Genomic DNA, 26,659 nt, shown 5'->3' with positions numbered 1-26,659 from the left:
GCATGACCAACCAGAGGCCCGGGCCCGCGGCCCGGCTACGGGCCACCCTCGGCGAGATCATCCTGACCTTCGGCGCGGTGTTCGTCCTGTTCGCGGCGTACGAGATCTGGGGCACCGGCCTCGCGGTCAGCGCCCACCAACGCGACCTCGACCGGCAGCTCGCCCAGTTGTGGGACGAGCCGGTCGTCGTGGCGCCGACCACCCCCGCACCGGTGCCCGCGTCGGGCCCGGCCTCGGCCTCGGCCGCGCCCGCCCCCGCCACCTACGGCGCGCCGCCCGCGAACGGCAGGGCGGTCGCCCGGCTGCGCATCCCCGGCCTGCGTAAGGACTGGGTGGTCGTCCAAGGGGTCTCCCCCGACAACCTGCGCTACGGCCCGGGCCACTACCCGACCTCCGCGATGCCCGGTGAGCTCGGCAACTTCGCCGTCGCCGGCCACCGGATGCCGTCCGTCTTCTGGGACCTCGACCGGCTCCGGCCAGGCGACCCGATCATCGTCGAGACCCGTACCCGGACGTTCACCTACCTCGTCACCGAGCAGCGCGTCGTCGCGCCGACCGCGGTCGACGTCGTGGCACCCGTGCCGGGGCACGCCGGGGCGGAGCCCCGGGACCGCTGGCTCACGCTGACCACCTGCAACCCCAAGTGGGACAACTACCAGCGCCTGGTCGTGCACGCCATCCTGGACTCCGTCGCCCCGCGCTGAGCCGCCCGGCGTCAGCGCAGGATCGCGGACGTGGCCGGCACGAACGTGTAGCCCATGGCCTGCATGCCCTCGATGATCTTCGGGAGGCCGCCCAGCCCCAGGGCGGGGTGGTAGAAGAAGCTCGCCACGCCGTCGCGCACGATGAGCTGGCGCTTGGCCGAGGCCAGGATGTCGTCCGGCGAGCGCGTCGCGTGCCCGTTGTACGGCCGCGTCTGCACGTTGCCGAGCGTCTCCGGGATGACCGGCGCCCCGTACACGTCACGCACCGGGTACGGGAAGCACTGGCTGGCGTAGCGCGTCGCGTCGGGGGCCGTGCCGGCCAGCACCCCGGAGAAGTACATGGCGCACTCGTACCGGGCGGTGACCTCGGCCGAGACCGTCCGGTAGTCGAGGGCGCTGGCCGCGTAGTGCGGGAACTCGAAGATCGTCGGCACGGGCAGCTTCGCGGCCGTCCACTGCGCCCGCGCCGCCTCCAGCCGGTCCCGCACCCAGCCGGCCGAGTCCTCCGCCACCGGACCGTCCAGCACCACGCGGTCGTCGTCGGCGACGCGCGCCCGGTAGAACTCGAAGTCCTCGCCACTGACCCCGTACGGGTTCGGCGCACCGGCGTACCCGTGCGTGGTGCCGTGCATGATCACGGTCCCGCCGTGGTCGGCCGCGTAGCGCAGGGCCTCGATCAGGGCCGGGGTGTCGCTGAGCTGGCTGTGCACGGGCTTGCCCCGGTGGTACAGCCCGGTCGGATCGTCGTAGCGCACGTACGCGGCCACCGCGAACGGGACGTTGCGCCGGTGCAGGTAGTCGACGATCTCGCGCAACTGCGCCGGGTCGGTGGCCGGGCTCACGTCCTCCAGCCGGACGAGCGCGCGGTGGCGCACCTGGGTCGCCTGGCCCAGCAGGTCGAACAGCAGGTCGCACAGCGCGTAGTAGCGGTCGTCGGGGGTGGTGTACGTGTAGGGCACCTCCGCCACGTACGTGAGGTTCGCGCCCCGCACCGCCCACGGCACGGTGGAGCCGTCCCCGCGGACCGCCTGGGCCAGCGGGGTGGCCTTGGCCGGGTCGGTGACCGCGACGCCGACCAGGTTGCCGGCGTGCTCCGCGTCGCGGGTCAGGGACGTGCTGTTGTAGCGCACCTCGCCCACGGACGCGGCGTCGTACGTGTCGGCGCGGAAGCCGGTGCGCCCGGTCACGTCGGGGTGCTTCCTGGCCAGCTGCCAGATGTTGGCGCCGAGCCACAGCACCGCGCCGGCGTCGCCGGCCACGTCGTCGAGGAACGCCGGCGGGATCGGCTCGTCGTAGGTCGACCCGACGTAGACCGTCAGGGTGTACTGACCGATCTGCCCGGCTTGGTAGCGCGAGACGGGTTCGGCGGTCCAGGTGCCGAAGTGCGACGCCAGGTTCGCGGTCTCCATCGCGTAGAGCTCGCCGAGGTAGCCGTACGGTCCGGTGCTGTCGTAGAGGACGAGCGTGCGGGTGGGTCCGGCGTAGCGGGGCTTGGCCGCCGCACCGCCGTCCGGTGCGCAGGCCGCCAGGCCGGCGACGGTCACGGTGGCGGCGAGGGCGGCGACGAGGCGGCGGAGCTTCATGGTGCGGCTGCGCTTTCGGTGCTGGGGGCTGTGCAGTCGGTGCTCAAACGTGCTCTGACCTGCGCATGGGCCGGCCACGCTACCACGTCGACGACAAGGAGCCGCACGTAATGACCTTTAGGTCTGATTTGCCTGGCAGGTAAATGTTCTGACGGTCCGCGCCCCATGGGGAGATCGCCGACTCCCGTGCGAATGTGCAGTCCTAACAGCGGCCGTTGGCACACGTCGGTCCATGATCGCCAAATACGGTGCGAACACGCAGTCCCGGCGACCCGATAAACGACAAATCACCCCTCGCTTGCCGTGAAGATCGGCGCTTTCTGTACGAGAATGCAGCCCAGCCATGCTCCTGCACAGGAATCCGAGATCTTACTTCCGACCCGCGCTTGACGAAGCCCTCGACCATGGGCCTCTGCAGGGCTTCGGAGACTCGGAGGACCACTGTGGCCGACGTACTCGCGACGATCGCGATTGTGCTGATCATGCTTGTGGCGGTGGGCATCGCGGTGGGCGGTGGCCCGCACGAGAGCAAGGCGCAGCGCGCGGAGCGGCACACGGAAGCGCAGGGCTGTTTCTACGTAGGCGTGCTGGTCGTGTTTCTCCTGCTGAGCTTCCCGGCCTGGCGGCAGGGCCTGATCAGGCTCGGCGTTTCCCAGGCGTGGTCCTGGCCGGTCGCCGTCGTCGGCATGATTGTTCTCGCCGTGGTACTGATCGGCTCGATGTTCGGCGCACACGAGGCCGAGAGCCGGCGCGGCAAACTGGTCGGATGGGTTCTCCTGCTCGCGGCGTTGACCGGCTGGATCTTCGTGCTCGTGGGCCTGCACAACATGCCCGATGTCCTGTTCCACTGGGTCATCAACGTTCTCGGCAAGCTCTGACGCGACCGGCGCCCACACCTGCGCGCCAGCGTCACCGTCCCCGGGCAGCACGAAGTGATCGTGCGGATGGGGGGCATATCCGAACATCCGGAAGCCCGTCGGACCGCTCTGGTGGTCAGAATAGTAGGCAGCCGGTCACCGCGCGGCTATGGCGCGTCCGGCCCGTTGTCGCGCGCCTTGGCGGCCGACCCGCGTGCCTGTTCAGCCGGGTATCGGCGGGCCGAGTCGACAAGCTTGTCCGCAGCAGCCTCGATGAGGTCGACGCCGAGCACGTCGGCCAGCCGGGTCAGATAGATCATGACGTCGCCGAGTTCCGCCCTGACCCGGCTCGCCGCCTCCGGATCCGCCATGACGGCGGCGGACTGCTCGGGCGTGAGCCACTGGAACTCGGCCACCAGCTCCCCGGCCTCTCCCGCGAACGCCATCACAAGGTTCTTCGGCGTGTGGAACTGGCCCCAGTCCCGCTCGTGCGCGAACGCGCGGAGCCGGGCGGCCAGGTCCTCAATCGACGCACCCACCACCGCAGGCTACGCCGCCGCAGACCCACACCCGGTTCGACATTGCCGCTTGAGGCGCCCAAGGTGGGCGGCCACGTAAGGACACGTGAATCGGGCGGACGCGACGACCGCGTGGTGGTCCGGGTGTACGCGAGGCCGCCCACCTCCGCCGTGCGGCGGCCGATCGGGTCCACGCTGGAACAATGGTCGCATGACCATCGTCAAGATCAATGCGATCACGGTACCTGCCGACAGCGGTGACGAGTTGGCGCGCCGGTTCGCCGCGCGCGCCGGCGCCGTCGACGACCAGGACGGGTTCGAAGGCTTCGAGCTGCTCCGGCCGACCGACGAGCGGACCACCTGGCTCGTCGTCACCCGCTGGCGTGACGAGGAGGCGTTCCAGGCGTGGGTCGCCTCGCCCGCGTTCGCGCACGGCCACCGCTCCGCCGCCGAACGCGGCGGGGAGGCCGCGCCGCCGCCGATCGGGGTGCACAGCGAGGTCTGGTCCTACGTCCCGGCCGGCGGGTCGGGCCGCAAGTAGCGCGGGTCGGAACTCTCGGGCGAAATCAGGGACCAAAGCCCCTGCTCGGCCCGTCGCGCGTTACCTACGCTTCCGTAGGTTCGTCGAACGATGGGAGCCGAGGATGGTAAATAGCACGGTCGCGGACCGACCCGTGCGGGTGCTGGCTGATGTGTGGCCCCGCTCCGCCGGACGTGAGGTGGCACTGGTCGTCGGGGCCGCCGCCCTGGTGGGGGTCGCGGCGCAGATCGCGGTGCCCGTGCCCGGCTCACCGGTGCCCATCACCGGGCAGACCTTCGCGGTCCTGCTCGCGGGCGCGGCGCTCGGTCCGGCCCGCGGGGCGGCGAGCATGCTGCTCTACGTCATCGCGGGCGCCGCCGGTCTGCCCTGGTTCGCCGGCGGCACCTCCGGTGTCCCGACCGCCACGTTCGGCTATCTGATCGGCTTCGTGCTCGCGGCCGGGATCGTCGGGCGCCTGGCCGCCGGCGGCGCGGACCGGCGGGCGTGGCGCACGATCGGCATGATGGCGGCGGGCACCGCGCTGATCTACCTGATCGGTGTGCCGTGGTTGATGGTCGCGGTGAAGGTGGACCTGTCCCGGGCGCTGACCCTGGGCCTGTTCCCCTACCTTCCCGGGGACGCCCTCAAGGCCGTGGTGGCGGCCGGTGTGCTGCCGACAGCCTGGCGGTTGCTGGGCCGGCGCTCCGCCGGGGCGCAGCGGTGACGGCGTTGGCGGCGCCGGCGCATCCGGTCCTCATTCAGGGCGGGATGGGTGTCGGCGTCTCGAGTTGGCGGCTGGCCCGGGCCGTGGCGCTGACCGGGCAGCTCGGGGTGGTGTCCGGGGTCGCGCTCGACGTCCTGCTCGCCCGTCGCCTGCAGCGCGGTGACGAGGGCGGGCATGTGCGGCGGGCGTTGGCCCAGTTCCCGGTTCCCGCCGTGGTCCAGCGCGTCCTCGACCAGTATTTCGTGGCGGGTGGCGTGCCGGCCGGGCGGCCGTTCCGGCCGGTGCCCCGGCTGGGGCTGAAGGCCCGCTGCTCGCGGCAGCTGTTGACGGCCGTCGCCAACTTCGTCGAGGTGTTCCTGGCCAAGGAGGGCCACGACCAGCCGGTCGGGGTGAACTACCTGGAGAAGATGCAGCTGCCGACCCCGGCGGCGGTGTACGGCGCGATGCTCGCCGGAGTGGACTACATCCTGATGGGCGCGGGACTGCCCACCGAGATCCCGCGGCTGCTGGATGCGCTGGCCGCCGGCCGGCCGGCACGGCTGTCCGTGACGGTGCAGGGTGCCGAACCGGGCGAGGACCACCACGTCGCCATCGACCCGCACGATCTGTTGGGCGACGCCGTACCCATTCTGCGGCGACCGCGGCTGCTGGCCATCGTGTCGTCCGCGACCCTGGCCGCCTACCTGGCGCGCGACGAGGTCACCCGCCCGGACGGCTTCATCCTGGAGTCCGCGGGCGCCGGCGGGCACAGCGCCCGGCCGCGGGGACGGATGGTCCTCAACGACGACGGCGAGCCGGTGTACGGCCCCCGTGACGAGCTGGATGTGGGCAAGGTCGCCGCCCTCGGCCTGCCGTTCTGGTTGGCGGGCGGGCAGACCGGCCCTGAGCGGCTCGCGGCCGCCCGCGATGCGGGCGCCGTCGGGATCCAGGTCGGCTCGGCGTTCGCGCTGTGCCGCGAGTCCGGTCTCGACGATGAGCTGCGGCAGCGGCTGCTGGCCCAGGCGGCGCAGCAGACGCTGGTCGTCCGCAACGACGCCCGGGCCTCGCCGACGGGGTTCCCGTTCAAGGTGGTGCCCCTGACCGGCAGCGCCGCCGACGAGCAGGTCTATGCCGACAGGCCCCGGCTGTGCGATCTGGGCTACCTGCGCACCCAGTTCCGTCGGCCCGACGGCTCGGTGGGCTACCGCTGCCCGGCCGAGCCCGTCGACGAGTACGTCCGCAAGGGCGGGGCGGTCGAGGACACGGTGGGCAGCCGCTGCCTGTGCAACGGCCTGGTCGCCACGATCGGTCTGGGCCAGCACCGCGCCGACGGGTACGTGGAGCCGCCGCTGGTGACCCTCGGGCAGGACGTCAGTTTCCTGCCGCACCTGGACCGCGACGGCGCCGGCTACTGCGCCGCCGACGTCGTCGCGTACCTGCTCGGGACCGTGTAGGCGCTACTGCCGGGCGGCGGCGCGGGCGCGGATGCTGTCGCGCCGCTCGGTGAAACGCGTCGCCGCCTGGTCCAGGTCGGCGACGAACGCGGCCAGCTCGTCGCGCGCGAGCTCGCCGTCGCCGGACAGGTCGGTGCGGTCGAGGACGCGCAGCGTCTTCAGGATCGGCTGGAGCACCTCGTCGTGATGGCTGCGCGGGTCGTACACGCCCGCCATCGCGATCTGCGCGGACTTGCGGCCGAAGTTCTCGATGCCGTGGCCGGGCATCTGGAACTCCCGCACCACGTCGCAGACCGCCCGCATGGCCCGGTTGGGCGCCAGCTCGAAGGCCGCGCCGAGCAGCCGGCGGTAGAAGACCATGTGCAGGTTCTCGTCCTGCGCGATCCGGGCGAGCAGCTGGTCGCAGATCGGGTCGCCGCTGATCCGGCCGGTGTTGCGGTGCGACACCCGGGTCGCCAGCTCCTGGAAGGACACGTACGCGATCGAGTGCAGGACGCTGCCGGGGTGGTCGTTGGCGAAGCCCGCGCTCATGTGGGTCATCCGGGCCCGCTCCAGCGCGACCGGGTCGACCGCCCGGGTGGTGAGCAGGTAGTCGCGGATGGCGATGCCGTGCCGGCCCTCCTCCGCCGTCCACCGGTGCACCCAGGTGCCCCAGGCGCCGTCACGGCTGAAGAGCGTGGCGATCTCGTGGTGGTAGCTGGGGAGGTTGTCCTCCGTCAGCAGGTTCACGATCAGCGAGGTGCGGGCCACGTCGGACAGCTTCGACTGCTCCGGCTCCCACGCCTGCCCGTCGAGGATCCCGTCGAAGTCCCTGCCCTGGCTCCAGGGCACGTACTCGTGCGGGAACCACTCCTGCGCGACGGCAAGGTGGCGGTTCAGGTTCGACTCCACCACGGGCTCGAGCTCACGCAGCATGTCGACGGTGGTCAGGGCTTCAGCAGTCACGGACGCTCCTAGCGAGGCAGGAACCTACGGTACCGTAGGTTAGCTCGCCCGGCGATCACCCGTGCGGCGTGGTCGTCGGTTCCGGCGCGTCGCCGCCCAGGTAGGCCGGCTGCCACCAGGCGTCGTCCGGCCCGGCCGGCGCGTCGGGGTACTCCCGCTGGGCACGCCCCACCAGCGCCGATATCCGCTGGCGGAGCTCATCGCTGACCGCCTGATGCCCGTCCCGGCGGGTGGGATGCATCGGCTCACCCACCAGGATCGTCACGGGCACGTGACGACGCGTCAGGGTGCGCGGGCGGCCCTTGGTCCACAGCCGCTGACCACCCCAGACGGCCATCGGGACCAGCGGAACCCCGGCCGCGGCGGCGAGCCGCGCGGCGCCGCTCTTGGTCTCCTTCACCGTGAAGGACTCGCTGATGGTCGCCTCCGGGAACACCCCCACGACCTCGCCCGCCTTCAGCCGCTCCAGCGCGGTCTTGTACGAGCCGAGGCCGAAGTCCCGGTCCACCGGGATGTGGTGCATGCCCCGCATCAGCGGGCCCGACACGCGGTTGTCGAAGACCGACTGCTTGGCCATGAAGCGCACCAGCCGCTTCGACGGTCGGGCGGCGAGTCCGCAGAAGATGAAGTCCAGGTAGCTGACGTGGTTGCTGGCCAGCACGGCACCACCCTCGCGGGGTATGTGCTGCCCGCCGTCGAGGCGGATGCGAAGGTCCAGCACCCGGAACATGATCCTGGCTGCCGCGATCACGGGCGGGTACACCACGTCAACTGTCATGGGGTAACCGTAGCGGCGATGATCCCCGAGCGAGAAAGACGGGAGCTGCGCAAACGTAGGTGCGTCTCACATCACACCCCGAGCACCCGACCGCGCCGGCAGGGACGCGTAGAACTCCAGATGGCGAAGGGCTGCCGCGGCCCACGTGTGGCGGGCGGCGAGCGCCCGTCCGGCGGCGCGCCGGGCCGGGTCGGCACCGGCGTGCAACGCGTCACCCAGTGCCGCCGCGAGGCCGGCGGGGTCGGCGGCGAAGCGGGCGGCGGCGCCGAACACCTCGCGCAGCACCGGCAGGTCGCGCACGACCAGGGGGACGCCCGCGGCCAGGGCCTCCATGGCGGCCAGGCCGAAGCCCTCCTTGACCGAGGGGAAGGCGAACGCGGCCGCGCCGGCCACCAGGTCCGGCAGGTCGGCGTCGGCGACGGTGCCGAGCACGACCGGCGTCACGTCCAGTTCGGTGGCGCGCCGCTCCCACCGCGCCCGGTAGTCGCGGTAGTCGAACAGTGTCTCGCCCCCGGCCACCACGAGCCCGACCGTCGGATCGGTGGCGCGCAGCAGCGCGTACGCCTCGAGAAGATCGAGCGACCCCTTGCGCGGCTCGATGCCGCCCACGGTGAGCACGTAGCGGCCGAGGCGGTCGCGCCAGCGGGCGCCGTCGGCGCCCGCGAACCGGTCGAACGCCACGCCGTTGGGGATCACCGACGCGGTCAGCCCCCAGCCGTCGAGAAGCTCACCCGCGACGGCCGCCGACACACAGACATGGGCGTACGGCGTGACGATCGCCCGCTCGTGGCACTCGGCCAGCTCGGGGGTGGTGAACCGGTCGAGGTGGTGCACGGTGCGCACACACGCGCCGACGGCGTTCGCGCTGATGCAGTCCTGCGCGTGCACCACGTCGTACGGACCGGGGTCGAAGGCGGCCCGCAGCGTGGCGATCGACCGCAGCACCCGCTCCCCCACCGTCTCGCCGGTCGGCCCGTCGGGAAACGGCACGATCCGCAGCCGCACCGCCGGGTCGACCGGGCGGTAGAAGCCGGTGTCGCCGCCCCGGCCGAGCGTCCAGACGGTCACGTCCTGGCCGGCGGCGGCGAGCGCCTCGGCCAACGCGAGGGTGTGCACGACCCCGCCGCGCGGCTTCGTGGAGTAGCTGAGCAGCGCGATCCTCACCGACGGGTCCGGTACGCGTCGAAGCGCAGCTCGTCGAGGTGGACGAGGATCCGGCGGGCGCGGTCGAGTTCGGCGGCGACGTCGACCTCAGCGACCGCGAGGCCCGCCTTGCCGAACGTACGGGCCAGGATCTCCCCGCCGGGCCCGACCACTTTGGACTGGCCGAGGAAGCGCAGCCCGGCCAGCGTGCCGGTCTGGTTCGCCGACGCGAGTACCACCTGGTTCTCCGCGGCGCGCGCCTGGTCGTAGAGGTCGAACAGGCGCGCCTGGCGGTCCTGCGCCATCCGGGGTGCGCGGTTGGTGAGGCTGGTCGGCCACGCCGACAGACAGCCGATGATCTGCGCGCCGTCGAGCGCGAGGCTGCGCGCGGCCTCCGGGAACGTCTTGTCGTAGTCGATGAGCAGGCCGAGCCGGCCCGCCGGGGTGTCGAACGCGTCGAACCGGTCGCCGGGCGCGTACGCGGCCGTCTCCCCGGCGGGCAGGTGCACTTTGCGGTGCCGGCCGAGCACGCCGTCGCCGGTGACGCACACCGCCGCGTTGTAGCGGGCGTTGCCGTCGGCCTCGCAGTAGCCCACGCAGACGGTCATCTCCGCGGCGAGCCCGGCCACGCGCGCGATGAGCGGGTCGTCGGGCTTGAGCGCGGGCGGCAGCGCGTCGGGGTCGGGGTGGCGCAGGTCGGCCAGGTAGCCGCCGAGCGCGGCGTTGGGCAGGACGAGCAGGTCGGTGCCCTGCGCCCGCGCGTCGTCGATGAGCTTGCCGATGCGGGACAGGCAGAATTCGAGATCGCGTCCGAAGTGCGCGGCGGCCGCCGCGATCCGGACGGTCATACCGGCGCCGCGTAGGCGTCCGGTCGACGGTCGCGCAGGTGGCCCATCGCGCGGCGCGCCGTCTCCAGGGCCCGGGCGACGTCGAGGTCGGCGACCGCCATCCCGGCGGCGACGCCGGTGTCGGCGAGCACGTCGCCGCCCGGGTCGACCACCTTGGCGCTGGCCACGAAGCGCAGCGTGCCGAACGTGCCGGCCTGGTTGGCGGACAGCCAGACGATCTGGTTCTCCAGCGCGCGGGCCCGGTCGAACAGGTCGAAGCGCCGCTTCCAGCGGTCCTCGGCGAGGTCGGCGGTGGCGTTGGTGCGCGCGCCCGGCCACGCCGAGACGCAGACGCCGATCTGCGCACCGTCCAGGGCGATCGCGCGCGCGGACTCGGGGAACGCCTTGTCGTAGCAGATCATCATGCCGATCCGGCCGACGGGCGTGTCGAAGGCGCGGAACTCATCGCCGGAGGCGTAGCTGGCGTCCTCGCTGAGCGGCTGGTGGACCTTGCGGTGGTTGCCGAGCACGCCGTCGCCGGTGACACAGACCACGCTGTTGAACCGGCGCTCGCCGTCGGCCTCGCAGTACCCGGCGACGACGGTCAGCTCGCCGGCGAGGGCCGCCAGTCTGCGGATCTCCGGGCCGTCCAGGGCCAGGGCGGGCGGGCCCTCGTCGAGGTAGGCGTCGTCGTCGAGGCTGAGCAGGTAGCCGCCGAGGCACGCCTCGGGCAGGGCGAGCAGCCGGACCTGGCGCGCGCGGGCGTCGGCGACGAGCCGCTCGACGACGCGGAAGTCCTCCTCGAGGTCGCGACCGAACGCGGCGGCGACGGCGGCCATCCGCAGGGCCGTCATGCTCGTCCCAGCCCGGTCACGACGGTGACCGCCTCGGTGATCTGGCCGTCGGGCCAGCGCAGCCCGACGCCCGTGCCGTGCGTGAGCTCGCCGCAGACGGCGCTGGTGGCCGTCGCCGCGGGCGGCGCCGGGCGGCCCGGCTCGTCGGCGGTGAGCATGGCGTATCCCGGGAAGCAGGTGAGCCAGTCGCCGGTGGCGACCCCGGGCGGGCGCGGCACGGCGGCCACGTCCAGCACCGCCGCGCAACCACTCGCCTCGGCGAGCATGCCGAGGGTACCGACGATGCCGGCCATGGAGACGTCCTTGGCCGCGGCCGGGCGGACGTCGGCGAGCGCGCCGGTCATCGCGCGCAGGTCGGCGGTGGAGCGGTTGCTGGTCGAGTCCCACTGGCGGCCCGTGTACCCGCGCCGCCAGCCGCCGCTCAGGTCGGCGGTCAGCCGCACGGCGTGGCCGGGCCGGCCACCCCCACCGGGCACGGGATGCGCGGCGCGGCCGAGCGCGGTGACCGACAGCGCCGCCGGCACGCCGAGCTGCGTGTGTCCACCGAGGACGGGCACGTCCCAGGCCTGGGCGGCGCGGCGCAGGCCGGCCAGGATCCGGGTGGCGTGCGAGCGGTCGCGGGCGCCCACGGCGTCGAGCAGCCCGACCGGGGTGGCGCCCATGGCGGCCAGGTCGTTGACGTTGACCAGCACCGAGCACCAGCCGGCCCACTCGGGGTCGCTGTTGACCATCGACGGCAGGATGGCGTCGCAGGCCGCGACCAGGTCGGAGCCGGGCACGGGCGCCCCGTCGTCGCCGACGAACCCGGCGCCGCCGGGCGCGAGCCCGGCCAGCAGCGGCCCGAGCGCCGACTTCGTCGTGGTGGCGTGTGCGCGCAGGCGCCCGATGGGCCACCGGACCAGGACGTGCGGCGTGCCGGCCACCATCGTCGACCGGATGGGGATCCAGCCGAGCCGCCGGAACAGCACCTCGTTGCGGGCCTGCACCCGCGCCTCGAAGCGGAGCACGCCCTCGGCCTCGGCGCGCGCGCACGCGGCGCGGACCAGCGCGGCCCCGACGCCCCAGGTGCGGCGGGCGTCGCGGGCGACGACCAGGCGACCGCCCTGCCACCAGCCGAGGTCCGGGCCGCCGTCCACGGGGCCGAGCCGGACGCCGCCGATGACCCGACCGGTCGGGTCGCCCGCGACCAGGACGACCGTGCGCGGGTCCTCGTCGCGCTCGTCGAGGTCGTGCTCGCCGAAGATCCCCTGTTCCTCCACGAAGACCTCGTGCCGCAGGTACCGGTACGCCCGCTCGGCGGCGCGGTCGGCCGGCTCGATGAGGAACGCGGGTGGCCGGTCGATCGCGTCCAGCGGCAGCAGGGTGTCGCAGATCTGCATGGTCATCCGCCCGCGGGCCGCAGGACGCTGCACGCGCCGCAGGCGGCGCAGCCCGCCTGCTGGTCGGCGCCGGACATGCCGGCCGCGCGCAGCCGGGCGACCACCCGTTCGGTGACGTACGCGAGCACGGCCGGGTCGGGCGCGCCCACCCCGTCGCGGGCGGCGAGGGTGCCGCGCATCGGCCGGAACGGCACCACGAACGGGTACACCCCCCGGTCGATGAGCCGGCCCGCCCCGGCGACCAGCTCGTCGGGGTCCTCGCCGAGCCCCACCAGCAGGTACGTGGAGACGCGGTTGCGGCCGAAGACGCGTACGGCCTCGTCCCAGGCCTCGTCGTAGCGGGCCAGCGGGACCGTGGCCTTGCCCGGCATCCAGGCGCGGCGCACCCGGTCGTCGAGGCTCTCGACGTGGATGCCGATCGCGGTGGCGCCGGCCACGTGCAGCTCGCCGATCCAGGCGAGGTCGGCCGGGGGTTCGCACTGGACCTGGACCGGCAGGTCGGGCACGGCCGCCCGGATCGCCCGCACGCTGCGGGCGAGGGTGCGGGCGCCCCGGTCGGGGCCGGTCGTCGTGCCGGTGGTCAGCACCATCTGCCGGACGCCGTCGAGGCGCACCGCCGCCTCGGCGACCTCGGCGAGCTGTTCGGGCGTCTTGGCGGCAACGGTGGACCCGGAGGCGAGCGCCTCCTCGATGGTGCAGAAGCGGCAGCGGTCGGCCTCGGCGTACCGGATGCAGGTCTGCACGACCGTCGTGGCGAGCACGTCCGCGCCGTGCAGCCGCGCGATCTTCTCGTACGGGACGCCGTCGGCGGTCGTGAGGTCGTAGAACCTGGGTCGGCGCACCGGGGTCAGGGTGAGGCCGGTGTCCTCGTCGCCCAGCCACACCCGTCCGTCCCGCACGGAGTAGGGGCTGGACGGGTTGGTGGGCAGCGCGGCGTTGGCACCGTCGACGAGCACGTGGTCGTCGCCGCTGGGTCCCGCGCCGTCCGGCCGGCGCAGGCTGTCCACCCGGACGCCACGCAGGGCCAGTTCGGCGCGGGTCAAGATACGCACATCCACTCTCGTGCCGGTGCCAGCGCTCACGGCGACTCCTAGAACATGTAGGTGGAGTTGATGATCGCGCCCTTGCGCGCGTAGTGGATCAACGCGTCCTGCACGTCGAGCGGGTGCGTGGGGATGACGCCCTCGATGAGGTCCTCCTCGCGCGCGCCGTGCAGCGACAGGCCGAACCGGCAGCAGAAGACCTTGCCGCCCTCCGCGATGAACGTCTTCAGCGAGTTGTTGATGTTGTGCTCGCCCGGGAACGCCGAGTTGCCGGTGGTCGGGAAGCCGCGGGTGGCCAGGCAGTTCAGCGAGCCGGGGCCGTAGAAGTAGATCGCCGACTCGAAGCCCTTCCGCAGCGCGCGGGTAGCCTGCAGGATCGCCACGAAGCTCACCGACGACTCGTGCGCGATGCCGTGGACCAGGGTGAAGTACGTCTCGCCGTTCTCCGCCTTGTAGTCGGGGAAGACCTTGGTGGAGCCGTAGATGTTGGAACCCTCCGGCAGCGAGGGGTGCGGGATCTCGTCGAGGCTCGCCTGCTCGAGTTCGCTGAGCTCGGTCACGGTGTCTCCTTCGGTGTTGGGGTGATCAGGGGTAGAGCGCCGCGAACGTGTCGCGGAAGACCAGGTCGCGCAGCGGGCCGCCGCCGACCGCAGAGGTCATGCGGGCGTACTCGCCGGCGAAGTCGCCCCACGGCTGGTCGCTGGCGAACAGCACGCGGTCGCCACCGATGCCGCGCCGGTCGATCTCGGCGGCCAGCCAGTAGGGGGTGAAGCCGATCGCCCAGGACAGGTCGGTGTAGACCCGCTTGCCGGCGGCGATCCAGTCGAAGAAGCGGGAGCCGGCGAGCTTGATGTGCCCGCTCATGCCGCCCCCGAAATGGACCAGATGCACGGGTACGTCCTCGGCGTACCAGTCGACCAGGTGGCCCACCTCGTCGATGTCGGAGGCGGCCCCGGGCGAGGTGTGCACGTGGACGACCAGGTCGTGCTGCCGGGCGACGGCGAAGATCCGGTCCAGCTGGGGCCGGCACGCGGGGTCGGTGGGCCGGCCGCCGAGCAGGAAGCTGAGCTTGAGCGCCCGGACGCCGTCCTCGCCGGCCAGTTTCAAGGCCCGTGCGGTGCGGTGCTCGTCCTCGGGCCGGGGCGACACCCACAGGCCGGCCCGGATGCGGTCGTCGCGCTGGGCCGCCTCGATGACGAGCTCGTTGAAACCGAAGGCGACGTCCGGGTCGGGCACGCCGTAGTTCGGGATCACCAGCGCCCGGTCGGTGCCCTCCGCGTCGAGGTCGGCGATCAGTTGCTTGATGGTGGCGCGGGCGGTGGTGTCCGGGTTGACGGGCGGCCCGCCGTAGAACGGGTACGCGGGAAGGACTCCCAGATGGCGGTGGGCGTCGGAGAGCATCGCGTCACCCGACCGGCAGCGCGACGTTGAGCTCGGTCGGCGCCCCCGTGAGCACGCCGCACACGTCCGCGAGTCGCCGGGAGGCGTCGATGTGACCCGCCAGGAACTCGGCGTCGCGCCCCACCGCCTCGAACCGCCCCGAACCCCAGCTGTACTGCCACGGCAGGCCGAGGAAGTACAGCCCCGGGCAGCTCGTGGCGCCCCGCCAGTGCATCGGGTACCCGCGCCCGTCGAAGACCGGCACCTCGATCCACCGGTGGTCGCGCCTGAAGCCGGTGGACCAGATCACCGAGGTGATCCCGGCCGCACCCAGGTCGAGCGTTCGAGGGTGGTCCGGGCGCGGTTGCCAGACGGGCGTGTAGCGTGCCTGCGTCGGCGCGCTGATGCCGTTCGCGTCGATGTGGGCGTCGATGGCGTCCTTGATGCCCTCGGCGACCGCGTCGGCATGGTCGAGGTTCGCGGCCAGGTCGGCGGCGAACGACAGCCGGGTGCCGGCGATACCGGTCAGGCGGCCGTACAGGCGCACGCCGTCGCGGGCGAAGGCCCGCAGGTCGATGTCGCGCCCGCCGTCGCGGCCGGTGACGTAGTGGTTGACGCGCAGGCGCACGGCGTCCGCGTCGGCGAACTCGTCGATCTCCTTGGCGTAGTGGCCCATGTCGTCGAGCCACGCCACGCAGTCGCGGCCCCGGTAGAACCGGGCGACCCGCGGCGCGCCGCCGACCGCCAGGTGCACTTCGCGGCCGGCGAGGTGCAGGTCCTCGGCGATCTGGCAGCCCGACTGGCCGGTGCCCACCACCAGCACGGCGCCGGGCGGCAACAGCGCCGCGTCACGGTACTCGCTGGAATGGACCTGCAGGAGGCCGTCCGGCAGGCGCTCGGCCAGCCGCGGCACCGACGGCGTGTGGTAAGGCCCGGTGGCCACGACGACCTGGTCGGCGGTCAGCTGCCCGGCGGTCGTGACGAGTTCGAACACGCCCCTGGCGTCGCGGCGCAGGCGCGTCGCCCGTACTCCCGTAATGATCGGCGGGTCGAAGGAGGCGGCGTAGTCCTCCAGGTAACGGACGATCTCGTCGCGGAGCATGAACCCGTCCGGGTCGGGGCCCCGGTAGGGGAAGCCGGGCAGGCGGCACTGCCAGTTCGGGGTGACCAGGCAGAAGCTGTCCCAGCGGCGGGCGCGCCACTCGTGGCCGATCCGGTTCGCCTCGATGACCAGGTGGTTGATGCCGCGCTGGCGCAGCCACCAGCTCATCGACAGGCCGGCCTGACCGCCGCCGACGACGACCACCGGGTGATGGGTGCCCGCGACGCTCACCGGGGCACCCCGTCCGCGTCGGTGAGCGCGGTTACCGTGACGGTGGCGTCGGGCGGGTACGCCGCGGCGGCGGCCTCGATCTCGGCGAGCTGCTCGGCGGCCGACGTGCACCCGAAGCCGTACTTCGCGCGGACCCGCTCGCTCGCGATGGCCAGCGCCTGCCGGCTGCGGTCCAGGAAGTCCGCCAGCGGGTACGTCCCGCCCGGGACGAAGAAGTCCTCGACCACTGTGGACGGGGAGTAGCAGCGCTGGTCAGCGCCGTCCGGCCAACGCACCAGGAAGTACATCTCAGGCATGGCGACCTCCTGAGAGTCACTTCAATGGCTGACCGTTTCCGACCGACGGCATCCGGAACAAGGCGTCGTTACTTAGTCCTCACGGGCATGGGCGGCGCGGCATAACATCTGAAAATGGGGGTAAAGGGGTATCTCATGGGGGATGACACGCTCAGGCTCCTGTGGCACGGGTACCTGTACCCGGCCCGGCGGATGGGCGACGCGGAGATCTGCCGCACGCGGCTGCTGCTACGTCCGACCGTCCTGCTGCGCGGGCCGGACGCCGCCCGTCTGTTCTACGACCCGTCCCGCTTCGGTCGCGAGGGCGCCATGCCGGAGCCGGGCCGTCGCACGCTGGTCGGGGTCGGCGGGGTGCAGGGCCTCGACGGCGAACGGCACCGCCACCGCAAGGCGATGCTGCTGTCCCTACTGTCGGACGAGCGCCGCGCCGACCTGCTGGAGCTGATCGCGGGCGAGTGGGCGGCGGCCCTGCCGGGCTGGCGTCGGCAGGCCCGGGTGGTCCTGGCGGACGAGCTGCCGCCGATCCTGTGCCGGGCCGTGTGCCAGTGGGCCGGCGTCCCGCTGCCCGTGGACGAGGTCACGAAGCGCACCGGCCAACTGCAGGCCATGATCGACGGACCGCTCTCGGTCGGCCCGCGGCACTGGGCGGCGCGGCGGGCCCGCCGGGAGGCCGAGGGGTGGCTGGTCGAGCTGGTCACGGCCGTCCGCGACGGCTCGGTCACGCCGTCGTCCGGGTCCGCCCTGGCCGTCGTGGCGGCCCACCGCGAGCCGGACGGACAGCCGCTCGACGCGCGGGTCGCGGCCGTGGAGCTGCTCAACCTGCTGCGATCCACCGTCGCCGTCGAGCGCTACGTCGTGTTCGCGGCGCACGCCCTGCACCACCACCCCGAGCTGCGGGCCCGGCTGGTCGACGGCGACCTCGACCCGGTCGACTTCGGCCACGAGGTGCGCCGCCGCTACCCGTTCTTCCCGGCCGTCGCGGCCGTCGCCACGCAGCCGTTCACCTGGCGGGGCGAGGTGGTGCGGCGCGGGGACCGGGCGCTGCTCGACCTGTACGGCACGAACCACGACCCGCGCGTGTGGGCCGATCCGTACCGCTTCGATCCGGACAGGTTCGCGGGCGCCATGCCGGACCCGTACGCGTTCGTGCCCCAGGGCGGCGGCGACACCGCCACCGGGCACCGGTGCGCCGGGGAGGCGCTGACGGCCCAGATCCTGGCCCTGGCCGTCGGCACGCTGGCGTGCAGCATGAGCTACCGGGTGCCCCCGCAGGACCTGCGGATCAGCCTGGCCCGCGTGCCCACGCGGCCGGCGTCGGGGTTCGTGCTGACGCACGTGGAGGTGCACGCGCCCGTCACGGTCGATCTCAGTCGACGACGGTGACCTGCCCCTCGTCGAGGTCGTAGCGGGCGCCGATGACGCGCAGGCCGCCGCTGGCCACGCGCCCGGCGATGATGTCGCTGGACCCGGTCAACCGCGCCACCTGGGCGCGCACGTTGGCGCTGACCGCGTTGTCGACCACGTCACCCGGTTGGTCCAGCAGCGGCTCGACGACGGGCCGCAGGCCCTCGACGATCTCGCCGATGTGGCCCGACGCGTCGCGTCCGGTCCGGATCGCGTCGACGGTGGCCACGATGGCGCCGCACCGCTCGTGGCCGAGGACCACGATCAGCGGGCTGTGGAACTCCCCGACCGCGAACTCGATGCTGCCCAGCAGCAGGTCGTCGACGATGTTGCCGGCCACCCGGTTGTCGAAGATATCGCCGAGCCCCTGGTCGAACACCAGCTCCGGCGGCACGCGGGAGTCGGCGCAGGTGAGGCCGATGCAGAAGGGATGCTGACCGGTCGCCAACCGGCGCAGGTCCGCCGGCCCCTGGCGGGGGTGACGGGCCCGACCGACGACGAACCGCCGGTTGCCGGCGTACAGGCGCGCCCACGCGGCCGCCGGCGTGCCCGGCACCTCGCGGTCGGCCGGGTCGGCCAGGGCCGGACGGACGCCGCCGAGCAGGCCCGCCGCGCTGACGGTGACCCCACCGCCCGCCAACAGGAGCGACCGGCGCGACATAACAGAACGTGACGCTGCGGCTCGTGAACTCATCGAGAACTGTCTAGCAGACATTCTCCTTGAATCGTACGATTTGCCTGCCCTCTGTGCCGCGATTCAGATCAACCCCGAGCCTCGGGCGGGGATCGCGGTTACCATGGTCGGACCGTTCCCGGTGATGGCCCGCGTGCGCCGCTAAGCACGCCCCCTCATGACGATGTTCCTGTTGGGCGGCAGTCCCACCCGCCGATGAGCCCCGCGATCCGGGTCACGCCGCAGCGCGAACTCGCCGCCCGGCGGCGCCGCCGACCGTCCCGGTGCTGGGGCCACCTGATCGCGGCACCGTTGTGGCCCCTGCACGGCGCCAACCTCGGCACCCTGTTGCGCACGTGCGACGCGGTCGGCGCGTGCCTTGCCGTACCGCCGTTCCGGTGGGTCGATGAGGCCCTGGCCCGCGGCAACACGCTGCGCCGGCCCAGCTGCGTACACCGGGTCGGCGACCCGACCGGATGGCTCGGCCGCGAGCGCCGGGCCGGCGCCCGGGTCCTCGGGGTGGAGCTGGCCGACGAGGCGATCCGGCTCGCGGACCTGCCCGCGGCCCGCGGCCGCACCATCGTGGTGCTCGGCCATGAGGCCACCGGCATCCCACCGGAGTCGCTCGACCTGCTCGACGCCGTGGTGGAGATACCCATGATCGGTACGGGCACGAGCCTCAACGTCGCCGTCGCCGGCTCCCTGGTGCTGTACCGGCTCTCCGGCATGCTCTGATCCCAGCACGGATCGCGTTGCTTCACTTACCGTAAGCACCGCCCGCGCCTTACGGACTTGCTGATCAGCGTGTATGCTCCGATGACTTTGCTGGGCCGATGACGTCCCTCCGCACTCATGATCACAGCGACGCTGACGCATGACGTAAAACCGGAGCCCGACGCGTGACATTCTCCGCAGCCCCGTACGCCCAAGGTCTCTACGACCCCGCCAACGAACACGACGCTTGTGGTGTCGCCTTCGTCGTGGACGCACGCGGCCGACGCTCGCACGCCATAGTCGAGGCCGGCCTGACCGCGTTGCGCAACCTGGAACACCGTGGTGCCGCGGGCGCCGAGGCCAACTCCGGTGACGGCGCGGGCATCCTGATGCAGGTCCCGCACGAGTTCCTTCGCGCGGTCACCGACTTCCCCCTGCCCGAGCCCACCGCGTCGGGCGACCCGACCTATGCCGTGGGCAACGCCTTCCTCCCCGCGGACGCAGACCTTCGGGCTGTTGCCGTCGCGGTGATCGAGCAGATCCTCGCCGAGGAGCGCGCCGAGCTCGTGGGCTGGCGCGACCTGCCCATCGACGCGGACGGCGCCGACCTCGGCCCGACCGCCCGTTCGGTCCAACCGCACTTCGCGCAGCTGTTCATCGCGGGTGGGTCCGGCCTTGCCCTGGAGCGGCTGGCGTTCGTCGTGCGCCGCAGGATCGAGCGGGAGACCCGCGAGCGTGGGGTCGACACCTACTTCCCCTCGCTGTCCGCCCGGACGCTGGTCTACAAGGGGATGCTGACCACCGATCAGCTCGTCATGTTCTTCCCCGATCTGGCCGACCCGCGGCTGGTGAGCGCCATCGCGTTGGTGCACAGCCGGTTCTCGACCAACACGTTCCCGAGTTGGCCGCTCGCGCACCCCTACCGCTACGTCGCGCACAACGGCGAGATCAACACGGTCAACGGCAACCGGAACTGGATGCGGGCGCGCGAGGCGCTGCTCGAAAGCGACCTGATTCCCGGCGACCTGGCGCGGCTGTTCCCGATCTGCACCCCGGGGGCGAGTGACTCGGCGAGCTTCGACGAGGTCCTCGAACTGCTGCACCTGGGTGGCCGCCCGTTGGCCCACGCGGTGCTCATGATGGTCCCGGAGGCGTGGGAGAACAACGCCACGATGGACCCGGCGCGGCGCGCCTTCTACGAGTTCCACTCCTCGGTGATGGAGCCCTGGGACGGTCCGGCCTGCATCGCGTTCACCGACGGGACCCGGATCGGTGCCGTCCTCGACCGCAACGGGCTGCGTCCGGCCCGGTGGTGGCGCACCAGCGACGACCTCGTCGTGTTCGCCAGCGAGGCCGGCGTCCTCGACCTCGACCCGGCCACGGTCGTCGCGAAGGGCCGGCTGCAGCCCGGTCGGATGTTCCTCGTGGACACCGCCGCCGGCCGCATCATCGACGACGAGGAGATCAAGTCCGAGCTCGCCGCCGAGCACCCGTACGCCGACTGGCTGCGGGATGGCCTGATGCGGCTGTCCGAGCTGCCCGACCGGGAGCACCTCACGTTCAGCCACGAGGCGGTGCTGCGCCGCCAGCTGACGTTCGGTTACACCGAGGAGGAGCTGTCGGTCCTGGTCACCCCGGCGGCCCGCACCGGCGCCGAGCCGATCGGCTCGATGGGCACGGACACCCCGATCGCGGTGCTGTCCGAGCGCCCGCGCCTGCTCTTCGACTACTTCAGTCAGCTGTTCGCGCAGGTGACGAACCCGCCGCTGGACGCGATCCGGGAGGAGATCGTCACCTCGGTCGCCCTCACGATCGGGCCGGAGCAGAACCTGCTCGCACCGTCGGAGGCGTCCTGCCGTCAGATCGTCCTGCCGTTCCCGGTACTCGACAACGATGAGCTCGCCAAGATCATCCACATCGACGACGACGGCGACATGCCCGGGTTCGCGTCGATCACCGTGTCGGGCCTGTACCGGGTCCGCGACGGTGCCGAGGGCCTCAAGGCCCGGTTGACGGAGATCTGCAGGCACGTCTCGGAGGCGATCGAGGACGGCGCGCGGCTGATCGTGCTGTCCGACCGCGACTCCACCGCGGACCTGGCGCCGATCCCGTCGCTGCTGCTCACGGCCTGCGTCCACCATCACCTCATCCGCGAGAAGACCCGCACCATGGTGGGGCTGGTCACCGAGGCCGGTGACGCCCGCGAGGTGCACCACATGGCCCTGCTGCTGGGTTACGGCGCCTCCGCCGTGAACCCGTACCTGGCCTTCGAGTCCATCGACGACATGATCGCCACGGGCGCGCTCGCCGGCGTCGACCCGCACAAGGCCGCGCGGAACTACGTCAAGGCCATGGGCAAGGGCGTGCTGAAGGTGATGTCCAAGATGGGCATCTCCACGGTCGCCTCCTACATGGGCGCGCAGGTCTTCGAGGCGGTCGGCCTGTCCGAGGAGCTCGTCGAGCGGTACTTCACCGGGACGTCGAGCAAGCTCGGCGGGATCGGGCTCGACGAGATCCACGCGGAGGTCGCCGCCCGTCACGCGCGCGCCTGGCAGGCGAACGCCACCCGCAGCGCACACCGCCGGCTGGAGACGGGCGGGGAGTACCAGTGGCGCCGCGAGGGCGAGATGCACCTGTTCAACCCCGAGACGGTGTTCCTGCTGCAGCACGCGACCCGCACCCGGCAGTTCGAGGTGTTCAGCAGGTACACCGCCGCCGTGGACGCGTTGTCCCGCCGGGGGGCGACGCTGCGCGGCCTGTTCGAGCTGAAGGTCGGCGACCGCCCGCCGGTGCCGATCGACGAGGTCGAGCCGGTCGAGAGCATCGTGCGGCGGTTCTCCACCGGCGCGATGTCCTACGGCTCCATCTCCGCCGAGGCGCACGAGACGCTCGCGATCGCGATGAACTCGATCGGCGCCAAGTCCAACACCGGCGAGGGTGGCGAGGACGTCGACCGGCTCTACGACCCGGCCCGGCGCAGCTCCGTCAAGCAGGTCGCGAGCGGTCGGTTCGGCGTGACCAGTGAGTACCTGGTCAACGCCGACGACATCCAGATCAAGGTGGCGCAGGGCGCCAAGCCCGGTGAGGGCGGGCAGCTGCCCGCGCACAAGGTCTATCCGTGGGTGGCCCGCACGCGGCACTCCACCCCGGGCGTGGGTCTGATCTCCCCGCCGCCGCATCACGACATCTACTCGATCGAGGACCTGGCCCAGCTGATCCACGACCTGAAGAACGCCAACGACCAGGCGCGGGTCCACGTGAAGCTCGTGGCCGAGGTCGGCGTGGGCACGGTCGCGGCGGGGGTCAGCAAGGCGCACGCCGACGTGGTCCTCATCTCCGGCCACGACGGCGGCACGGGCGCCTCGCCGTTGACCTCGCTCAAGCACGCCGGGGCGCCGTGGGAGCTGGGCCTCGCCGAGACCCAGCAGACGCTGCTCCTCAACGGGCTGCGCGACCGGATCGTCGTGCAGGTCGACGGGCAGCTCAAGACCGGTCGCGACGTCGTCATCGCCGCGCTGCTGGGCGCGGAGGAGTTCGGCTTCGCGACCGCGCCGCTGGTCGTGTCGGGCTGCATCATGATGCGGGTGTGCCACCTGGACACCTGCCCGGTCGGCATCGCCACCCAGAACCCGGAGCTGCGAAAGAAGTACGACGGCAAGCCCGAGTTCGTGGTCACCTTCTTCCAGTACATCGCCGAGGAGGTGCGGCGCTACCTCGCCGAGCTCGGGTTCCGCAGTCTCACCGAGGCGATCGGACACGTCGAGCTGCTGGACACCCGCCCGGCCATCGACCACTGGAAGGCCGCCGGGCTGGACCTGTCGCCGATCTTCGCGCTGCCCGACCTGCCCGACGGCACGTCGCTGCGCCAGGTCGTCGGTCAGGACCACGGGCTGGACAAGGCGCTGGACAACACGCTGATCCAGCTGGCCGAGGGTGCCCTCACCGACGGGCAGCCGGTCCGCATCGAGATCCCCGTCCGCAACGTCAACCGGACGGTGGGCACGCTGCTCGGCTCGCGGGTCACCCGTGCGTTCGGCGGCAAGGGCCTGCCCGACGACACGATCGAGGTCGTGCTCACCGGCACCGCGGGCCAGTCCTTCGGCGCGTTCCTGCCGCCGGGGGTCACGCTGCGCCTGTTCGGCGACGCCAACGACTACGTCGGCAAGGGCCTGTCCGGCGGCCGGGTCATCGTGCGCCCGCACGAGAACGCCGCGTTCGCCGCCGAGGAGAACATCATCGCCGGCAACACCATTCTCTACGGCGCGACGGCGGGCGAGCTGTTCCTCCGTGGCCGGGTGGGCGAGCGGTTCTGCGTGCGCAACTCCGGCGCGGTCGCGGTCGTCGAGGGCGTCGGCGACCACGGGTGCGAGTACATGACCGGCGGTCGCGTGGTCGTGCTCGGTCCGACCGGGCGCAACTTCGCCGCCGGCATGTCCGGCGGCGTGGCCCACGTGCTGAACCTGGACCACTCGCTGGTCAACACCGAGATGGTCGACGTCGAGCCGCTGTCGGCGGAGGACGCGGTCGAGTTGCAGGCCATCGTGGAACGCCACTACGCCGAGACCGGTTCGGTGGTGGCCGAGGCCATCCTCGCCGACTGGTCGCGGCACTCGGCGGCGTTCTCGACGATCATGCCCCGCGACTACAAGCGGGTACTACAGGCAAGTCGTTTGGCCGAACTGTCCGGTCGCGACGTGGATGAAGCGATCATGGAGGCAGCTCGTGGCTGATCCCACTGGATTCCTGAAGCACGACCGGGAGACGCCCAAGCGCCGTCCGGTGCCGGTCCGGATCTCCGACTGGCGCGAGGTCTACGAGCCGTTCGCGTCCGACAAGCTCCAGACCCAGGCGAGCCGCTGTATGGACTGCGGGATCCCGTACTGCCACAACGGCTGTCCGCTGGGCAACCTCATCCCGGAGTGGAACGACCTGGTGCGCACCGACCGGTGGCAGGCCGCCGCCGACCGGCTGCACGCGACCAACAACTTTCCGGAGTTCACCGGGCGCCTCTGCCCCGCGCCCTGCGAGGCCGCCTGCGTGCTCGGCATCCACTCCGACGCCGTCACCATCAAGCAGGTCGAGGTCGAGATCATCGACCGGGCCTGGGCCGAGGGCTGGGTCGCGCCGCAGATCCCGGTGCAGCTCACCGGTAAGAACGTCGCGGTGATCGGCTCGGGCCCGGCCGGGTTGGCCGCCGCTCAACAGCTCACCCGCGCCGGCTACGGGGTGACCGTGTACGAGTCGGCCGACCGCATCGGCGGGCTGCTGCGGTACGGCATCCCGGAATTCAAGATGGAGAAGCGCCACCTCGACCGGCGGTTGGCGCAGATGGAGGCCGAGGGCACCCGGTTCGTCACCGGCGTGCACGTCGGCCGGGACCTGTCCGTCGAGCAGCTGCGCGCGGACTTCGACGCGGTCGTGATCGCCACCGGCGCGACGGTTCCGCGCGACCTTCCCGTGCCCGGCCGCGACCTGGCCGGCATCTACTCGGCGATGGAGTACCTGGTCCCGGCCAACCGCGTGCAGCTCGGCGACCTGGACGCGTCGCCGATCGACGCGGCCGGCCAGCACGTGGTGATCATCGGTGGCGGTGACACCGGCGCCGACTGCCTCGGCACCGCGCTGCGCCAGGGCGCCAAGAGCGTGACCCAGCTGGAGATCATGCCGCGGCCGGCCGACCTGCGCCCCGACTTCACCCCGTGGCCGACCTGGCCGTTGATCTACCGCACGTCCAGCGCCCACGAGGAGGGCGGCGAGCGGCTGTTCGCGGTCAACACCGAGCGGTTCGTCGGCGACGAGAACGGCAACGTGCGGGCGCTCGCGCTGCACGAGGTCGAGATGGTCGACGGCCGCTTCGCCAAGATCGAGGGGACCGAGCGGGAGATCCCGGCCGACCTGGTGTTCCTGGCGATGGGCTTCGTGTCCGTCGGCGACGCGGGCGAGGGTGGCTTCCTGGACACGCTCGGCGTCGAGGTCGATTTGCGAGGTCGTGCGATCCGGGACGCGGGTTGGAAATCCACCGTTGACGGCGTGTTCATCGCCGGTGACGCCGGGCGCGGCCAGTCACTGATCGTGTGGGCCATCGCCGAGGGCCGGGCCGCCGCCGCGGCGGTGGACGCCTACCTGTCCGGCTCGTCGACCCTGCCGACCCCGGTCCGTCCGGACTCGGTCCCCCTCGCCGTCCGCTGACCTGACGTCAGCTGATCCTGGCGAGATCCGAGAGGTCGGATCTCGCCAGGACCTCCCGAACCATCACGGCCGGTCACGCCCCGCGGAGCTTGAGCAGTTCGTAGAAGGTGCGGTTGACCGGGACCGGGGTGCCGGTGCGGTCACCGAGGCGCACCACCGCACCGGTCCACGCCTCCAACTCCGAGCGACGGCCGGCGAGAATGTCTCGCTGCAACGACGACGTGCCGGCCTCGGGCTGCTGGTCGACGTACGCCAACGAGGCCGCCACGACGTCGTCGGCGAGGCTGATTCCCGACGCGCCGGCGAGCCTCCCGATCTCGGTCATCGCGTCGGCCAACAGGCGACGTGTGCCCGGCCGGGTCCGCAGCACGCCGATCGGCTCCCCCGTCACCGCTCCCAGTCCGCCGAACGACACCACGAACAGGAACTTCTCCCACAGCTCCGCCCAGATGTCGGCGGGCTCGACAATGGTCACGCCGGCACCCGCGTCAGCGAACGCGGCGCGCAACCGCCGGACCCGCTCCGAGGGCCGGTTGTCCCACTCGGCGAACGCCAGCGACGCGGCCCCACCGGCATGACGTATGCGGCCCGCACCCTCGATCCAGGCAAAGATCTTGGCGATGCCGGGCAGCACGGCGGTCTTCCCCACCACGGCCGCGACCTCGGCCGGCGCCTCCACCCCGTTCTGCAGGCTCACGACCGCGGTGTCCGCGCCCAGCAGTGGGGGCAGCGCGGCCACGGCGTCCGCGAGCTGCCAGGTCTTGACACCCAGGAGTACGGCGTCGACCTCGCCGATCTCGCGGGTATCCCCGGTCGCCTGAACGGGTCGCACGGCGAGGTCGCCCGCGACGCTCGTCACGATGAGCCCGTCGCGCAGCAGCGCGTCAAGGTGCGCGCCGCGCGCGACGAACGCGACGTCGTGTCCCGCGGCCGCGAGCCGGCCGCCGAAGTACCCGCCGACACCGCCGGCCCCGATGACAGCGATCTTCACAGCTCCAGCCTAACGGCCTGCGGTTCGTCGACGTGCGACTCCGTCACAGCCGGCGGGCCCGACCGTCGCCGCGAGGTCCTCGGCGGCCATCCCCGGTACAGCGATCACGACTGTCGATAACGCCGACGGGCGCTGTCCGATGGTCGCGTGACGTTGCACCGACCGGACCGAGGTTCGTACGGGCGGCTGGCGACATTCCGTTGTGGACTCATTAACGTCCAGGAAGCTCGCGCCGCGGGCCGGTCGCGGACGACAGGCGCGGGCCCGGCCCGTGGCTTGTCTGACGGATCGGAGTGTCCTGTGAGCGAACCGACCGACGACTCACCTCCCGCGCTGACCGAGGCCGGCCGCGGCGCGCCCCGGGTCAAGGG

General features: G+C 72.3%; 24 protein-coding genes. 9 read left to right on the top strand and 15 right to left on the bottom strand.

What is annotated here, in order from left to right; translation table 11 throughout:
- Window positions 1-2: 2 nt before the first annotated feature.
- A complete protein-coding gene (locus ABD211_RS00830; protein WP_344125098.1) occupies window positions 3-704 on the top strand; it encodes a class E sortase in 702 nt (233 codons plus the stop codon).
- Between the two features lie 11 nt (window positions 705-715).
- Here ABD211_RS00830 and ABD211_RS00825 read toward each other — a convergent pair whose 3' ends face one another.
- A complete protein-coding gene (locus ABD211_RS00825; RefSeq protein ID WP_344125096.1) occupies window positions 716-2,287 on the bottom strand; it encodes a DUF2334 domain-containing protein in 1,572 nt (523 codons plus the stop codon).
- Window positions 2,288-2,730: 443 nt separating this feature from the next.
- Between ABD211_RS00825 and ABD211_RS00820 the strand changes: the two genes are divergently transcribed.
- Window positions 2,731-3,165: a hypothetical protein gene (locus ABD211_RS00820; RefSeq protein ID WP_344125094.1), complete on the top strand. Its 435-nt coding sequence runs from the start codon at window positions 2,731-2,733 to the stop codon at window positions 3,163-3,165.
- Window positions 3,166-3,311: 146 nt separating this feature from the next.
- On the opposite strand, the gene ABD211_RS00815 is transcribed toward ABD211_RS00820, so the two are convergent.
- Window positions 3,312-3,683, bottom strand: coding sequence for a nucleotide pyrophosphohydrolase (locus ABD211_RS00815; RefSeq protein WP_344125092.1), 372 nt, complete (start codon window positions 3,681-3,683; stop codon window positions 3,312-3,314).
- 190 nt (window positions 3,684-3,873) lie between these two features.
- Here ABD211_RS00815 and ABD211_RS00810 point away from each other — a divergent pair, with 190 nt between their 5' ends.
- From ABD211_RS00810 to ABD211_RS00800, 3 genes are all read left to right on the top strand, one after another.
- Window positions 3,874-4,203, top strand: coding sequence for an antibiotic biosynthesis monooxygenase family protein (locus tag ABD211_RS00810; protein WP_344125089.1), 330 nt, complete (start codon window positions 3,874-3,876; stop codon window positions 4,201-4,203).
- A 103-nt stretch (window positions 4,204-4,306) separates the two neighbouring features.
- On the top strand, window positions 4,307-4,906 hold the full coding sequence (locus tag ABD211_RS00805; protein WP_344125087.1) for a biotin transporter BioY: 600 nt from the start codon (window positions 4,307-4,309) through the stop codon (window positions 4,904-4,906).
- 44 nt (window positions 4,907-4,950) lie between these two features.
- Window positions 4,951-6,339 carry a nitronate monooxygenase gene (locus tag ABD211_RS00800; protein ID WP_344125382.1) on the top strand — a complete coding sequence of 463 codons (1,389 nt, stop codon included), beginning with the start codon at window positions 4,951-4,953 and terminating at the stop codon, window positions 6,337-6,339.
- A gap of 3 nt (window positions 6,340-6,342) precedes the next feature.
- On the opposite strand, the gene ABD211_RS00795 is transcribed toward ABD211_RS00800, so the two are convergent.
- From ABD211_RS00795 to ABD211_RS00745, 11 genes are all read right to left on the bottom strand, one after another.
- On the bottom strand, window positions 6,343-7,254 hold the full coding sequence (locus ABD211_RS00795; protein WP_344125381.1) for an acyl-ACP desaturase: 912 nt from the start codon (window positions 7,252-7,254) through the stop codon (window positions 6,343-6,345).
- 85 nt (window positions 7,255-7,339) lie between these two features.
- Window positions 7,340-8,062: a lysophospholipid acyltransferase family protein gene (locus tag ABD211_RS00790; RefSeq protein WP_344125085.1), complete on the bottom strand. Its 723-nt coding sequence runs from the start codon at window positions 8,060-8,062 to the stop codon at window positions 7,340-7,342.
- 66 nt (window positions 8,063-8,128) lie between these two features.
- On the bottom strand, window positions 8,129-9,226 hold the full coding sequence (locus ABD211_RS00785) for an MSMEG_0565 family glycosyltransferase (protein ID WP_344125083.1): 1,098 nt from the start codon (window positions 9,224-9,226) through the stop codon (window positions 8,129-8,131).
- Window positions 9,223-10,053, bottom strand: coding sequence for a carbon-nitrogen hydrolase family protein (locus tag ABD211_RS00780; RefSeq protein ID WP_344125081.1), 831 nt, complete (start codon window positions 10,051-10,053; stop codon window positions 9,223-9,225). Before ABD211_RS00780 ends, ABD211_RS00785 begins: the two co-directional genes overlap by 4 nt.
- Window positions 10,050-10,886 carry a carbon-nitrogen hydrolase family protein gene (locus ABD211_RS00775; RefSeq protein WP_344125079.1) on the bottom strand — a complete coding sequence of 279 codons (837 nt, stop codon included), beginning with the start codon at window positions 10,884-10,886 and terminating at the stop codon, window positions 10,050-10,052. The genes ABD211_RS00780 and ABD211_RS00775 overlap by 4 nt, the downstream gene beginning before the upstream one ends.
- A complete protein-coding gene (locus ABD211_RS00770) occupies window positions 10,883-12,298 on the bottom strand; it encodes an MSMEG_0567/sll0787 family protein (RefSeq protein ID WP_344125077.1) in 1,416 nt (471 codons plus the stop codon). The genes ABD211_RS00775 and ABD211_RS00770 overlap by 4 nt, the downstream gene beginning before the upstream one ends.
- On the bottom strand, window positions 12,268-13,347 hold the full coding sequence (locus ABD211_RS00765; protein ID WP_344125075.1) for an MSMEG_0568 family radical SAM protein: 1,080 nt from the start codon (window positions 13,345-13,347) through the stop codon (window positions 12,268-12,270). Before ABD211_RS00765 ends, ABD211_RS00770 begins: the two co-directional genes overlap by 31 nt.
- An 8-nt stretch (window positions 13,348-13,355) precedes the next feature.
- Window positions 13,356-13,868 carry an MSMEG_0572/Sll0783 family nitrogen starvation response protein gene (locus tag ABD211_RS00760; protein WP_344125072.1) on the bottom strand — a complete coding sequence of 171 codons (513 nt, stop codon included), beginning with the start codon at window positions 13,866-13,868 and terminating at the stop codon, window positions 13,356-13,358.
- Window positions 13,869-13,893: 25 nt separating this feature from the next.
- Complete coding sequence (locus tag ABD211_RS00755) at window positions 13,894-14,709, bottom strand: amidohydrolase family protein (protein ID WP_344125070.1); 816 nt, start codon at window positions 14,707-14,709, stop codon at window positions 13,894-13,896.
- 4 nt (window positions 14,710-14,713) lie between these two features.
- Window positions 14,714-16,021, bottom strand: a complete 1,308-nt coding sequence (locus ABD211_RS00750) for an MSMEG_0569 family flavin-dependent oxidoreductase (protein ID WP_344125067.1) — start codon at window positions 16,019-16,021, stop codon at window positions 14,714-14,716.
- Window positions 16,018-16,317, bottom strand: a complete 300-nt coding sequence (locus tag ABD211_RS00745; protein ID WP_344125065.1) for an MSMEG_0570 family nitrogen starvation response protein — start codon at window positions 16,315-16,317, stop codon at window positions 16,018-16,020. Before ABD211_RS00745 ends, ABD211_RS00750 begins: the two co-directional genes overlap by 4 nt.
- Before the next feature lie 135 nt (window positions 16,318-16,452).
- Here ABD211_RS00745 and ABD211_RS00740 point away from each other — a divergent pair, with 135 nt between their 5' ends.
- Window positions 16,453-17,700 (top strand): cytochrome P450, encoded by a 1,248-nt coding sequence (locus tag ABD211_RS00740; protein WP_344125063.1) that lies wholly within the window; start codon window positions 16,453-16,455, stop codon window positions 17,698-17,700.
- Here ABD211_RS00740 and ABD211_RS00735 read toward each other — a convergent pair.
- Window positions 17,684-18,382: a carbonic anhydrase gene (locus ABD211_RS00735; protein ID WP_344125061.1), complete on the bottom strand. Its 699-nt coding sequence runs from the start codon at window positions 18,380-18,382 to the stop codon at window positions 17,684-17,686. The genes ABD211_RS00740 and ABD211_RS00735 overlap by 17 nt on opposite strands.
- Window positions 18,383-18,610: 228 nt before the next feature.
- Between ABD211_RS00735 and ABD211_RS00730 the strand changes: the two genes are divergently transcribed.
- From ABD211_RS00730 to ABD211_RS00720, 3 genes are all read left to right on the top strand, one after another.
- Window positions 18,611-19,129 carry a TrmH family RNA methyltransferase gene (locus ABD211_RS00730; protein WP_344125059.1) on the top strand — a complete coding sequence of 173 codons (519 nt, stop codon included), beginning with the start codon at window positions 18,611-18,613 and terminating at the stop codon, window positions 19,127-19,129.
- Window positions 19,130-19,293: 164 nt separating this feature from the next.
- Window positions 19,294-23,838: a glutamate synthase large subunit gene (gene gltB, locus ABD211_RS00725; RefSeq protein ID WP_344125057.1), complete on the top strand. Its 4,545-nt coding sequence runs from the start codon at window positions 19,294-19,296 to the stop codon at window positions 23,836-23,838.
- The gene (locus ABD211_RS00720) at window positions 23,831-25,297 is read left to right on the top strand and encodes a glutamate synthase subunit beta (protein WP_344125055.1); all 1,467 of its coding nucleotides are present in this window, start codon (window positions 23,831-23,833) and stop codon (window positions 25,295-25,297) included. Before gltB ends, ABD211_RS00720 begins: the two co-directional genes overlap by 8 nt.
- A gap of 73 nt (window positions 25,298-25,370) precedes the next feature.
- Here ABD211_RS00720 and ABD211_RS00715 read toward each other — a convergent pair whose 3' ends face one another.
- Window positions 25,371-26,288 (bottom strand): 2-dehydropantoate 2-reductase, encoded by a 918-nt coding sequence (locus tag ABD211_RS00715; protein ID WP_344125053.1) that lies wholly within the window; start codon window positions 26,286-26,288, stop codon window positions 25,371-25,373.
- Between the last annotated feature and the right edge of the window lie 371 nt (window positions 26,289-26,659).

The organism is Luedemannella flava (assembly GCF_039528515.1).
GTDB classification, from domain to species: Bacteria; Actinomycetota; Actinomycetes; order Mycobacteriales; family Micromonosporaceae; genus Luedemannella; species Luedemannella flava.
This window is presented reverse-complemented; position numbering and strand designations above follow the sequence as displayed.